Here is a 13234-nt window from a genome sequence, read left to right as displayed (position 1 = left end):
AGTCATCAAAAGACAATTTTCACGATCTAATTTCATATATTTATATTCTAAAATAATTATACTAAAAATGCAAATATTAGCCTTATAATATATAAGAAAACTATGAAAATCTTGTATAAAAAAAGGCGTTAGCTATTAGCTAATGCCTTTCTAATTAATACGTTAAAATTTCAATTGTCTCTGCTAACTCTAGGATTTTTTTATTCCCTTATCATCTAGCGAAAAAATAACCCACTCTGCAATATTAGTAGCATGGTCGCCAATTCTTTCTAGGTACTTGTTAACCATTAAAAGATCTGCTGCATGTTCTTCATAGGCAGTATTATTTTGCATAACATCAATTAAATCTGACTTTACCTTGCAGAATAGCTCATCTACAACATCATCATGTTCAATGACTTCTCTTGCCATCTTCATGTCTGAGTCTACATAGGCAGTTACTGCCTGCTTTAACATATCTATGCTTTCTTTAGCCATATCCTTAATATTATCAATCTTTACCTGATAAGGCACATCTGAAAGCACTACTGTAAGTTCAGAAATATCTGCTGCATGATCTCCAATTCTTTCCATATCTGTTACCATCTTCATGGCCGCTGTTATATTTCTTAAATCCTTAGCCACTGGCTGTTGCTGGATTAGTAACTGAAAGCAAATATTCTCAATTCTTTTTTGCTCTTGATCTATATAGTCGTCATTTTCCATAATCTGTCTAGCCTTTGTGACGTCCTGCTTTAATAAAGCTTCTATGGCCTCTTTAATAGCATTTTCAATCATGCTAGACATGCGAATCATCTCTTCATTAAGACTTTTCAACTGCTCATCAAACTTTGATCTCATAATTCCCCTTCCTTTTTATTCGTCAAGACTCGCAAAGCGTTAAATTAGTCGGAGCTTGTACCCCGACTGAGTTAAATTAACCGAATCTACCAGTAATATAATCCTCAGTTCTTTTATCCATTGGATAAGAGAATAGCTTTTTAGTATCTCTAAATTCAATTAGCTCTCCTAATAAGAAAAATGCAGTATCATCCGCAACTCTTAAAGCCTGCTGCATGTTGTGAGTTACAATAACAATTGTGTATTTCTTCTTTAATTCGTTTGCTAATTCTTCTATCTTAGAAGTTGAAATTGGATCTAGGGCGGAAGTTGGCTCATCCATTAGTACTACCTCTGGCTCTACTGCCAAAGTTCTTGCTATACATAGTCTTTGCTGCTGTCCACCTGATAGTCCAAGGGCACTTTTATGTAATCTATCCTTTAACTCATCCCAGATAGCTGCCTGTCTTAGGCTTCGCTCCACGATTTCATCTAACTGGGCTTTCTTTTTTATACCATTAATTCTTGGACCATAAGCCACATTGTCATATATAGTCTTAGGAAAAGGATTCGGCTGCTGAAAAACCATACCCACTCTCTTTCTTAATTCAAGAGCATCCATTTCCTTATAGATGTCTGTATTATCAAGCTTTAACTCACCATTAATTGATACATTTTCTTCTAAATCATTCATTCTATTAAGAGTCTTTAAAAATGTAGACTTACCGCAACCTGATGGGCCAATTAGGGCTGTTATCTTATTAGCTTTTATATTCATGGAAATGTTATGTAATGCCTGAAATTGTCCGTAAAATAAGTTCAAGTTATTAACTTCAAGCTTAACATTTTCCTCTTTATTATCCTTATTGATATCCAATATTGTATCACTCATTTTAATTCACCTTTATTCCTTTAAACCAGTTTTTTTGCTATTTATTTTGTTGCTTAGAATTCTAGCTGTAAGTGAAAATAGCAATACCATTATCACCAAAACCATAGCAGAGAAGTTAGCAATTTGCTCAGAATGAGGATTTAGTGAACCCTCTGTTCTCATAAGCCAAATATGTAGAGAAAGAGTTTCTCCAGGTCTAAATGGATTAAGAGGGCAGGTCTTAGCTGTTAAGTCCCAATTGCTCCAATTAAGTCTTGTGCTTTGTCCTGCTGTATATAAAAGAGCTGCTGCCTCACCAAAGCCTCTACCTGCGGCAAGTATTATACCTGTAATAATTCTTTTAGATGCTGCGGGGAGTAACACCTTTACAATACTTGTCCACTGGGTTGCAGATAGGGCCATCGATGCTTGTTTATAACTCTTTGGAAGAGCTCTAATAGCATCCTCAGTTGTTGTTGTAATGGCTGGGAGACTAAGAATTGAAACTGTAATAGCACCAGCCATTAAATTCCAATTAGCTCCCGTCATTAAAATAAGTACTAAATAACCAAAAAGTCCAATTACTATTGATGGAAGTGAGGATAAAGATTCAATACATATTCTTAAGAATCTAGTTAGTTTATTTTCCTTGGCATATTCTGCCATATAAATTCCTGCTAACACGCCTAATGGAACACTAATTAAAAGGGAAAGAAAAACTAAATAGATTGTATTAAAAAGCTGATTTAAGATTCCATTTCTATCTGTAGATAAAATTCCCGGATAATAACTTAAAAGACCTTTAATTATTATATAAGCCGCTAATACAAAGATTAGCAAAAGAATTGAGCCACCAATTAAATAAAGTATCGCAGTCATTGCTGTATTTATTCTTTTAGCTCTTTGAATTCCTTTTCTTTTATCGTTCATAACTAAACCACCTTATGCTCTTTCATTTTTCTTAGCTCTTGCCCCGATTAAATGAATCAAGAAAATACATGTAACCGAAATAATTAAAAGCAATAAAGCCATTGACCATAAAGCAAGATTGTGTTCACCACCGCTTGCGGTATTACCCATATCTGAGGCAATAGCTGCTGTTAGATTATTTGTGGGAGAAAGGAGATCTTTAGGGAAGGCTCTAGTCTTTCCTATAACCATTGCAACAGCTAAGGCCTCACCAAATGCCCTTGATAGGCCAAGAATAATACCTGTCATAATACCTGATTTAGAAGCGGGTAGAACTATTTTATAAATCACCTGCCAACGAGTGGAAGCAAGTCCATAGGCTGCCCTTCTATAACTATCCGGAACACTTCTTATGGCATCCACAGATACTGTTGTGATTGTTGGGAAAATCATAACCGCAAGGACAATACTTGCTGCAAGAACTGAATAACCACCCATCTTTGCATGGAAAACATCCCTTATAAAAGGAACTAAAACTGTAAGACCGATCCAGCCATAAACTACCGAAGGAATTCCTACAAATATTTCTATTGCAGGCTGGAAAATTTTCTTTCCAGCCTTTGCAGATATTTCTGTCATAAAAATTGCTGCCCCTATTGAAAAAGGCAATACAATCAAAAGTGCAAGACCACAAGTAAGAAGAGAACCTGCTATGTAAATAGCTGCGCCTACATTTCCACCAGATGCCGTAGCTGAATCTGTTGGTGCCCAATTACTTGAGAATAAAAACTCTGTAATTGAATGATGGAATTTTACAAATGTTCCCATTCCTCTTATAACTAGGAACAATCCAATTGAAAGTGTTAAGGCAATTATTAATAAGCCTGCAATTCTTACAATTAATGGTCCTAATTTGTTGTCTTTAACAACGCTTTTACTTTGTCTCATGTGACTTCACCGCTTCATCTGTTAACTTAGAAGATGCGCCATAGCCCTTTGCTTCAATTGATTCTGCAAATGTATCACTCATCATATAATCAATGAATGCCTTAGCTATTTCACTACCTTCACCCTTTGTGTACATGTGCTCGTAGCCCCAAACCTTGTAGCTACCGTTATATGTGTTTTCAAGAGTTGGCTCAACACCATCAATTGCTACGCTCTTTACATCATCATTATTTACTAGGTAAGATAATGCTACATAACCAATTGCACCCTTGTTTTGTTCTACTGCCTGAAGAAGTGTACCTGAATCATCTGTTTCAAGGGCTGCATTAGAAGCTTCTTCTTCACCCTCAAGTGCCCAGCTCTTAAATACTGCTCTTGTTCCTGAAGAACTTGGTCTTGTTACAAGTAAGATGTCTAAATCTGGTCCACCTACTTCGCTCCAGTTAGTGATTTCTCCTGTGAAAATTCCCTTTAACTGTTCTGTTGTAAGATTGTCAATTCCAAGGCTCTTATTTACTACTGGTGCCATTGTAATTACACAAACTTCATGATCTACTAAATCTGCTGCTGTAGCTGCATCTAATTTCTGTTCTGCAAATACATCTGAGTTACCAATATCAACAGTGCCAGCAGCTACCTGTTTAAGTCCTTCACCAGAACCTCCGCCATTAACTGTAATTACACAATCCGGATTCGAGTCCATGAATTCTTCTGCTGCCATCTGTGCAAGTGGTAGAAGTGCTGATGAACCTGATGCTGTTAACTCTCCTGATATATTAGAGGCTGCTGTTGTATCTGCAGCATTTGCCTCCTTGGATTCTCCACAGCCTCCTAGTATTCCGACTGTAAGAGTTAGTACTGAAATTAATCCTAATAATTTGTTCTTTTTCATTTTTATATGCCTCCTAAAAATTATCTATCGCCATGACAGTTATTACTTTAAAGTCGGTGTGTAAAATCAAAAAGTCTATTCAAGTAAATAATTCGTAAAATTTATGTATAAAAAAACTGCCCACTAGGGGCAGTTTTAATAAAGGAATCTATAAATTATTATGCTTCTAAACCATCCTTTAAAAAGGCTCTAGCAATAGAAATTCTCTGACGTTCACCACCAGATAATTCTGAACCATTCTCACCAATCATAGTGTTATAGCCTTCCGGTAAATTTTTTACAAATTCATCACAGTTAGCAAGCCTTGCTGCTTTTAAAACTTTATGGCAACTTCTTCCCTGTTGCAAGATATAGTGAATACCACTCCTGTCTTGTAAGCTTAAGCTCAAAAGCCTTAGCCATCTCCTCAAGATGTGTTGGATTAACTGTTCCTGCAATTGGTAAAATATTTGCTGGATGGCGTAGTATCCAAGCCACTGCAATTGCAGACTTAGTAACCTTATACTTCTTTGAAAGTTCCTCTAACTTGTCGTTTAGTTCCTTATAATTTGGATGATCAATAAAGCAACCTTCTTCCCAACCTGCTTGAATAATAGACCAAGCCTGAAGGGACATGTTATGTTCATCTAAATAATCAAGTAAGCTACCATCTCTCATTACGGCCTGCTCATCCTTCATATTCACATAAATGCCCTGATCAATTAAACTAGAATGCACAATACTTAACTGCATCTGATCTGTAATTAAGGGTTGTCTAACACATTTTTGAATTCTTGAAATCTGACCTGGATTCATGTTGGAAACACCGAAATTTAGAACCTTTCCTGATAACTGTAATTCATCAAAAGCCTTGGCAATTTCCTCTGGCTCCATAAGGGCATCAGGTCTATGAAGAAGTAACACATCAATCTTTTCTAGATTCATTCTTGTTAAACTTTGCTCCACCGACTCCATAATATGCTCATAAGATAAGTCATAATAACCTTGGCAAATGCCACACTTAGTCTGGACAATAAACTTATCCTTTAATTCAGGTCTAGCCTTTACAAGCTCGCCATAAAGACTTTCTGCTGGTGTTCTCCATGCGTAAATATCTGCGTGATCAATAAAATTTATGTCTAACTCTAATGCCTTTTCTAACACTGCTTCTAATGCCTTAACATCAGCAGCTGAGCTTCTCATCATCCCCAAAACCATCTGAGAAACCTTTAAATCTGAAGAACCTAATCTAACCTTTTTCATCATTTCCCATCCTTTCAAATTCAATGATTATTATACAATTATACAAAAAAGTGTTTAGAAATTCATTATATTATAAACAAAATAGTTATTTAATATTAATTTGTATTTTTCTTATAAAGTGGTATCCTTATTTAATAGTTACAGATTGGAAAAGGAGTGAATAAAATGAAACAAAATCGTGTTGACCGTATTTTTGCGGCATTAAAAGAAATGAACGTACAGCAAATGCTTATTGTAGATCCTATGTCTATTTATTATCTTACTGGTATCTATCAGGAACCTTTCGAACGATTCTATGGATTACTAATTAGAGAAGATGGAAAGAATGTATTCTTCTTAAATAAATTATTCAACGCTCCAGGTGAGCTTGGAGTTGAAAAAGTTTGGTATTCAGATACTGACGATGTTGCCGAAGTTATTATGCCATATATAAATCCTGACTGGACTTTAGGCGTGGATAAGGATATTCGTGCAAGATTCCTTCTCCCACTTATGGAACGTAACGCGGCTAAGGGCTTTGTCAATTCATCAATTGCAGTCGATACTACTCGTGGCATTAAAGATGCAGAAGAGCAGGAAAAAATGCGTGTTGCCAGCCACATCAACGACCTTGCGATTGCAAAATTCAAAACTCTAGTGCATGAAGGTGTTACTGAAAAAGAAGTTGCTGATCAGACTCTTAAGATTTATCAGGACCTTGGGGCAGATGGATTTTCCTTTGAACCTTTAGTTGCCTTTGGTAAAAATGCAGCTGATCCACACCATTCACCAGATAATACAGTAATTAAGCCAGGAGACTGTGTACTCTTTGATGTAGGATGTATCAAGGATGGATACTGTTCTGATATGACAAGAACATTTTTCTATAAAGAAGTATCCGATAAGGACAGATTTATCTATGATACAACTCGTGCTGCAAATGAAGCTGCTATCGCAAAGATTAAGCCAGGCATTAAGCTAAAAGAGCTCGATAAAACTGCAAGAGATCTTATATCAAACGAAGGCTATGGCGAGAACTTCACTCACAGACTTGGTCATTTCATTGGTTTATCAGAACATGAATTTGGCGATGTTTCATCAACTAATGAGACAGAAGCAAAGGCTGGTATGATTTTCTCTATTGAACCAGGTATTTATGTTACTGATGAAGTGGGTGTTCGTGTAGAGGATCTCGTACTTGTAACACCTGAGGGAGTTGAGGTACTTAATAGCTATCCTAAGGAATTAGAGATTATTGGCAAGTAAGACTTAGACGTTACATTGTAAAAATATACTTTCCCTAATTGGGAATAGAAATAGAGACCAAAACACAGTTTTAACTCAATCGGAGTACAAGCTCCGACTGAGTTAAACGCTCCGCGAGGATGCGCACGGATTCGGACAGGAATTTGTCTGCAGTAGGAACATCAGCCATTAGAATTTTGCTTCGCAAAATTAGGCTGACGCTAAGTAGCAAACACTGCGTGTTTGCTACATTTGAAGCAGACCCGAATCCGGCGCGCAAGACTCGCGAGCGAGTCTTGACTAACTGTGCTATGGTCTCTTTATTTTTAACCTGCCTATCTAAATAAACTATTTCCTCATATTATCGAAGTAACTAATATGCTTCAAATTTGTAACGAAAAACTTTTTGTCGCTATATTTTTCTAGTTTTTCCAAAGGAATATAAGGACTAACATTCCAGTTTTTACCATAAAAAGCTTCTAATATTATTTCATGCTTAGTTGGAATAGTACAGTTCATACCTTCAAAATCTATAGTCTTCTTTTCGCCATATAAAGCATCGTGTTCTATATAAGGACCAGCTTTTGATAAATTGTAGATATAATTTGGAGTGTATGCATAATAAGCTGCATTTTTTGCATGCTTTAAATACCAATCTAACCTTCTTAAATATATTCTCTTATATTTCTTAAAGGCCTTCTCATACTTAGTTTTATTCTTCTTCCAATTCTTTTCTATATTAAACATTCTTTTATGAATCTTATGGAACCATAACTTTCGATGAATACCATCGATTAGTTTATTTACTAAAATTGGCGAATAAACATAAACATCTATAAATAAGCCTCTTTTTTCATATAATTCGTATAGTGCGCTATCATTTTCAGATACTATACTTTCCGTATTCTTTTCACGAATTCTTAAAGATGATAATCGTGGAGAGTAAAATGTATCATTATAATAATCTTGTAATTCATATTTATCTGATAATTTTTCTTTCAAGCATTTTTTTGCATGTTCAAAATCTTCATATTTAATTGCTATATCAATATCATCATCCCAAAAAATGTATTTACCATTTTCTCGCATTGCTCCGATTAAAGTTCCACCATCTAAAGTATAATGAATATTGTTTATATCAAAAACTTCCTTTACATCCTTCATCATAACACTTAATCTCGAATGAAGTTCTTCTAGGTTCGTACTAGTTTGTCCATCGCAAGATAAGGCTTCAATCTCTGTTGCATTAGAAGGCATATATACATTTTCATTAGCATAAAGCTTTTTCTTTATCTTTCCAAGCTTTTCATAATATAAATCCATGTTGTTTAAAAATTTTCTTCTAATATAATTTGGAATAAACTGTGCCCTATTACGTCCATAATATATTACATCCTGTATGATTCTAATATCTTCTTCATCATACTCCTCAACATCTTCATTTAAGACCTGTTTATAAACATACTCATATTCTTTAATCAAACTTTTAGCTGTCACTATATATTCTACATACCATTGCACAGCACCAAATAAAGCAATCATAATAAGAATTGCTGATTCTATATCGTAAAAGACTATAAGAACTATAAATACTATAACTACTATAACTAAAAAAACAAAGGCAAATATATTATATACTTTGTTTGTCTTTTTATATACGTTAGAGGTGTAAAGCACATTATCCATCTGGCAGCAGATAACATTTTTATTATGATTATCGCAAAATACTTCATCATACCACACCTGATATCTACTTGTTCCATTTACATATTTTAAAGCTTTATCTATATATTTATCAATTTTTTCCTGATTGTATAAATAATTATTTCGTCTTATATCAAATACTTGAACATCATACTCTTCTCTAAAAATATTAGAGATTTCCACATATTCTTCGATTTTTTTGTTTACAAATATAACAATTATGTATGAAACAATGGATACTATTCCAGTTACATAATCTCTAAATGTATCCATATGACAAACCTTAGATATAATAGGAATATAACTTAGTGCCAAAACAATAATTGGGATTAAGATAAAAACTCTTTTACCACGATTTATCCATCTTGCCTTATCAAAATAATAATCTCTAACTTTTAAATAATCGATATTCTCTTTTTTATGTGTCTCATATAATATTCTATTCATATTTTATCCTCACGTATTAATAAGATAGAAATATTATAGCATTTTATACCTTACATAAACAAACCGCCTTTAATTTTTCCCCTGATAAAGAAAGGGCATTTTTTGAAATTTGGACAAAAAAAGAGGCATATACAAAGTGTATTGGTACGGGGTTATCCGTCGATTTAAAATCTATAAACACTTTATCTGCCTCTATTAACAATAACATTATTACATTTACTAAGAATGAATATATGTGTTCGGTTTGTGTAATAAAAAATATTTAATATGCCACACTAAGTAATTTTTGACTACATCTACTTGTTACTTCTATGTAATAAGCAAGGTCTGCACTAGACATTTCGTTAGTATCATATTCTCCTATCTTTGTTTCAAAATCAGTAAGCTTAAGCATCATATCTGAGTAGTCATTTATCATCGAATAAATATCTTCTGGATTAGATGTATATTTTTGCATAAAAACGATATATTCATCTATAAAACTTTCATAACTATCAAGAAAAGCCTTTAATTCAGGAGTTACCTGGTCTTCCTTTGCTTGGCTACTAGCGTTGTTTTCTGCTGTACTAGCTGTTGTAAGATTTTCTACACTATTTGCACTTTCTGAATTTGCGCTTTCTGAATTTGTACTTTCTGATGAACAAGCACATGCTCCAACTAAAGTCATACAAGACAAAGCAACAACAATCCCCTTTGTAATTCTTCTCATAAAAAATCCTCCTATTTTTATTTATTCATATAGGGCTTAATAACATTTTCCCAAGCCCATAATAATCATAAATACAAACAAGAGGATTTATCCCCACCTAAATGGTGGCGTTTTATCAAGACTCGCTCGCGAGTCTTGAGCGCCGGATTCGGGTCTGCTACTGCAGACAAATTCCTGTCCGAATCCGTGCGCATCCTCGCGGAGCGTTTAACTCAGTCGGAGCTTGTACCCCGACTGAGTTAAATTTTTTCTTGTGGTCTAGACAAAATTCGCAAATGATATTTTTCTAAAAGATCATCAATAGTTGCAAAATCATAAACTCCGTTATTAATTGCGATTGCAATAACTGCATCTCGATTATCCTTTGAATACAGCTCATTAAAACCATATAACTTTAAAGCCTTATTAGTTTCCTTTTGGGTAAATCTACCTGCTATGCAAAATCTAATAATAACATCTCTATCTTTAGTATGCTTTTCCATGTTTATAATCTTGCTTGCATATGACTCCTTATAACCAGCAAAAGAATATAAATCCTTTAACATGATTCCTTTTGTTAAAAGTACATCCTTGAAATAGAAACTAAATTCCTTTTTATTCTTAATAAAAGCTTTTTGATTACTGTTTAAGAAATCCTGAATTTCATCTAATTTACTATTTTTTAGAATATCATCTAGGTATTTTGTAGATTTATTATCCATCTAGACCTGCCTTCCTTTATCTCATTATTGCAAATATCATATCTGCAACATATATTAAAATAATCATATCACATAATGATGCTGCATTTACAGTTACAGGATTAATCAATGATGAAATTCCCACATGAAACTATATCTTCCAATTTTCGGCTTCTTCTCTTCCAAGAATAAATCTACGATATAGTCCTTCTTTTGCAACAAGTTCTTCATGATTGCCTCTATCAACAATTCTTCCATCGTCAACAACAAGTATCTGATCAGCACCTCGAACAGTCTTTAATCTGTGTGCAATCATTATGATTGTTTTATTTTCTGTAAGTTTTGCTATAGCCTTTTGTAGTCTATCCTCATTTTCAGGATCAACATTGGCTGTTGCTTCATCTAAAATGATTACCGGTGAATCCTTAAGAATTGCTCTAGCAATAGATATTCTCTGCCTTTCTCCACCTGATAAAGAGGCGCCGCCCTCACCAATAATAGTATTGTAGCCATCTGGTAGAGATTCTATGAAATCATCGCAAGCTGCTTCCTTTGCTGCTCTTACCACATCTTCATGTGTAGCATTTGGCGAGCCAAATTTTATGTTATTCTCGATGGTATCTGCAAAGAGATATACATTTTGAAAAACCATACTTATCTGGGACATAAGAGCTTCTAAGGTGTAGTCCTTTATGTTTTTTCCACCCATTGTCACTTCTCCAGAATCCACATCCCAAAATCTTGATATTAGGTTACAAATAGTAGTTTTACCGGAACCGCTCGTTCCTACAATTGCAGTGCTTGTCTTATCTGGAATAGTAAAACTAATGTCCTTTAAAACTTGCTTCTTTTCATAAGAAAAATTAACATTCTTAAACTCTATATCATGCTTTAAAGAATTATAGCCCTCTCCGGCATCATCCATTTTTGCTATGCTCTCTGGCTTATTTGCCTTTTCCATAGAAGCTGTAAGAAGTCTAAGGATTGCCATAGCACTTCCTGCACTGCCTATATGAGCAAATACCATAAAAGACATAATTATCATCATTAAAGTGTAAGCAAGGGATAGAGTTCCATTTAAATAAAAAATTACACTTTCTAAAATAAGAGCAAAAGTTCCTATCTGCAGCACAATTTTTTGCGAAATTGTATATGGCACATATAAAGCTTCAAGTTTTGTATTGCTATCTCTGTTATATTCCAGTGCCTCCGCAATTGTTTTATCTCCCCTTCCTGTAAGATTGAAAGACTTAACAATGCTCATTCCCTGCACCCATTCAAGAACTGCAGAGACAAGTTTCACCTCAGAATCCTGTCGCAAAGGCGCGACTGCTTGTGACTTCTTTTCCATTCTTGAAGATATAATTAAATAAACACCTTCTACAATCAGCATTGTAAGGCCAAATCTAAAGTCAAATATAAAAACACAAGCCAACATAACAAAAGATGTAATGAGACCATCCATCAAGCGTACCATTACCATAGGTGCCAATGTTTCTATATTTTCAATAACAGTAGTCATTGTTCCCACAAGTTCACCAAGACTATTCTCATTAAAATATCCCATAGGTATTGTCTTAATGTGATCGGCAATTGCTATTCTTTTATTAGCTGCCATAAAATAACCAGCATGAGTCTGTTCCATTTGAGAATGCCCCTTCGCAAAGCAAGCAACTAGCACTCCTAAAAGGACTATTAAAAATGCTTGCCAAGCCGGAGCCCTTCCACCAACGGCAGTTATAATTGCAGTAATAATAAAATATATTCCTGCCATCTCTATCATTCTTCCAATACCAACAATAACTCCAAAGAAAATGGATTTATTTATGTTAGTCGACTCTACACCGGAAAAATCTATCATATCTTTTATTGCTTTAATCATGCTACCATCCTCTCCTTTACACCTATATGTGCCTCCCACATACTCTTGTAAAGAGGACTTGATTTTAGAAGTTCTTCCTGCTTTCCAATAGCCTCAATCTTTCCATCATTTACCAATACGATTTGATCAGAATCAGTGATTGTTGAAAGTCTATGAGCAATAACAATTAAAGTCTTACCCTTAACTAGCTTTCCAACGGCTTCCTGAATGACCGCCTCGTTTTCAGGGTCAATATAAGCTGTAGCTTCATCTAGAATGACAATCTTAGCATCCTTTAGCATTGCCCTAGCGATGGCAATACGCTGTCTTTCACCACCTGATAAATGTAAACCGCCTCCACCTACGCGGGTCTGATATCCATTTTCAAGATTTCTTATAAATTCATCACAGCCAGAGGCTTTTGCACATTCTACTACTTCCTCATCTGTTGCCGATAGTTTTCCCATTCTTATATTTTCCATAATCGTATCATCAAAGAGGAAATTATCCTGTGAGACGTAGGAAATTTTGTCATATAACTTATCCAAGGCTATATCTTTGCTATTAACATTTCCAAAATTTATTTGTCCTGCATCCACGTCCCAAAAACCTGCAATTAATTTAGCAATTGTTGACTTTCCGCTACCAGAAGGTCCTACAAGAGCTGTTTTACTTCCCTCTGGAATATGCAAAGACACGCCTTTTAGCACTGCCTCCTGACCTTCTTTATATGCAAATTCAACGTTCTTTAATTCAATGTCATTTCCTATTACAGATGCAGATTCCTTTGCAAAATGTTCCTGCTCTTTTGCATTCAATATTGTGTCTACATTTTCAACAACTGTACCCAGCTTGGCTAGGGTGTCTACAAAATCCATTACCGCAAGAAGTGGTCCTGTAACACAAAGGGCTAGAATCACCATAGTTA

The 13234-nt window shown here is 34.8% G+C and carries 13 protein-coding genes and 1 pseudogene; 2 read left to right on the top strand and 12 right to left on the bottom strand.

Annotated features, from left to right (window positions below; all coding sequences use genetic code 11):
• Positions 1-189: 189 nt before the first annotated feature.
• The 7 genes and pseudogenes from phoU to BLQ66_RS00765 form a co-directional block, all read right to left on the bottom strand.
• A complete protein-coding gene (phoU, locus tag BLQ66_RS00795) occupies positions 190-840 on the bottom strand; it encodes a phosphate signaling complex protein PhoU (protein WP_074520467.1) in 651 nt (216 codons plus the stop codon).
• A 76-nt stretch (positions 841-916) separates the two neighbouring features.
• Positions 917-1711 carry a phosphate ABC transporter ATP-binding protein PstB gene (gene pstB, locus BLQ66_RS00790; RefSeq protein WP_074520466.1) on the bottom strand — a complete coding sequence of 265 codons (795 nt, stop codon included), beginning with the start codon at positions 1709-1711 and terminating at the stop codon, positions 917-919.
• A 12-nt stretch (positions 1712-1723) separates the two neighbouring features.
• Positions 1724-2620 (bottom strand): phosphate ABC transporter permease PstA, encoded by an 897-nt coding sequence (gene pstA / locus BLQ66_RS00785; RefSeq protein WP_143452962.1) that lies wholly within the window; start codon positions 2618-2620, stop codon positions 1724-1726.
• A 12-nt stretch (positions 2621-2632) separates the two neighbouring features.
• Entirely contained in the window at positions 2633-3547 is a 915-nt protein-coding gene (pstC, locus tag BLQ66_RS00780; protein WP_074520465.1) for a phosphate ABC transporter permease subunit PstC, read from the bottom strand.
• On the bottom strand, positions 3534-4439 hold the full coding sequence (locus BLQ66_RS00775; protein ID WP_074520464.1) for a phosphate ABC transporter substrate-binding protein: 906 nt from the start codon (positions 4437-4439) through the stop codon (positions 3534-3536). The genes pstC and BLQ66_RS00775 overlap by 14 nt, the downstream gene beginning before the upstream one ends.
• 173 nt (positions 4440-4612) lie before the next feature.
• A pseudogene (locus BLQ66_RS11835) lies at positions 4613-4762 on the bottom strand (ATP-binding cassette domain-containing protein); the annotation flags it as partial.
• On the bottom strand, positions 4761-5624 hold the full coding sequence (locus BLQ66_RS00765) for an aldo/keto reductase (RefSeq protein WP_334292645.1): 864 nt from the start codon (positions 5622-5624) through the stop codon (positions 4761-4763). The gene BLQ66_RS00765 and the pseudogene BLQ66_RS11835, both read right to left, overlap by 2 nt.
• A 222-nt stretch (positions 5625-5846) precedes the next feature.
• On the opposite strand from BLQ66_RS00765, the gene BLQ66_RS00760 reads away from it, so the two are divergent.
• Positions 5847-6926, top strand: a complete 1080-nt coding sequence (locus BLQ66_RS00760; RefSeq protein WP_074520463.1) for a M24 family metallopeptidase — start codon at positions 5847-5849, stop codon at positions 6924-6926.
• A gap of 327 nt (positions 6927-7253) precedes the next feature.
• On the opposite strand, the gene BLQ66_RS00755 is transcribed toward BLQ66_RS00760, so the two are convergent.
• Complete coding sequence (locus BLQ66_RS00755) at positions 7254-9056, bottom strand: S-4TM family putative pore-forming effector (RefSeq protein ID WP_074520462.1); 1803 nt, start codon at positions 9054-9056, stop codon at positions 7254-7256.
• 32 nt (positions 9057-9088) lie between these two features.
• Here BLQ66_RS00755 and BLQ66_RS12325 point away from each other — a divergent pair, with 32 nt between their 5' ends.
• Positions 9089-9322 carry a 4'-phosphopantetheinyl transferase superfamily protein gene (locus BLQ66_RS12325; RefSeq protein ID WP_083330258.1) on the top strand — a complete coding sequence of 78 codons (234 nt, stop codon included), beginning with the start codon at positions 9089-9091 and terminating at the stop codon, positions 9320-9322.
• Here BLQ66_RS12325 and BLQ66_RS00745 read toward each other — a convergent pair.
• The 4 genes from BLQ66_RS00745 to BLQ66_RS00730 all read right to left on the bottom strand — a co-directional run bounded on the left by BLQ66_RS00745 (position 9319) and on the right by BLQ66_RS00730 (position 13229).
• Positions 9319-9765: a DUF6591 domain-containing protein gene (locus tag BLQ66_RS00745; RefSeq protein WP_074520461.1), complete on the bottom strand. Its 447-nt coding sequence runs from the start codon at positions 9763-9765 to the stop codon at positions 9319-9321. The two genes, BLQ66_RS12325 and BLQ66_RS00745, sit on opposite strands and share 4 nt — an antisense overlap.
• Before the next feature lie 239 nt (positions 9766-10004).
• A complete protein-coding gene (locus BLQ66_RS00740) occupies positions 10005-10466 on the bottom strand; it encodes a hypothetical protein (RefSeq protein ID WP_074520460.1) in 462 nt (153 codons plus the stop codon).
• A gap of 130 nt (positions 10467-10596) precedes the next feature.
• The gene (locus tag BLQ66_RS00735) at positions 10597-12327 is read right to left on the bottom strand and encodes an ABC transporter ATP-binding protein (RefSeq protein ID WP_074520459.1); all 1731 of its coding nucleotides are present in this window, start codon (positions 12325-12327) and stop codon (positions 10597-10599) included.
• Complete coding sequence (locus BLQ66_RS00730) at positions 12324-13229, bottom strand: ABC transporter ATP-binding protein (RefSeq protein WP_074520458.1); 906 nt, start codon at positions 13227-13229, stop codon at positions 12324-12326. Before BLQ66_RS00730 ends, BLQ66_RS00735 begins: the two co-directional genes overlap by 4 nt.
• Positions 13230-13234 lie beyond the last annotated feature (5 nt).

The organism is Lachnospira pectinoschiza (assembly GCF_900103815.1).
Classification (GTDB): domain Bacteria; phylum Bacillota; class Clostridia; order Lachnospirales; family Lachnospiraceae; genus Lachnospira; species Lachnospira pectinoschiza_B.
This window is presented reverse-complemented; position numbering and strand designations above follow the sequence as displayed.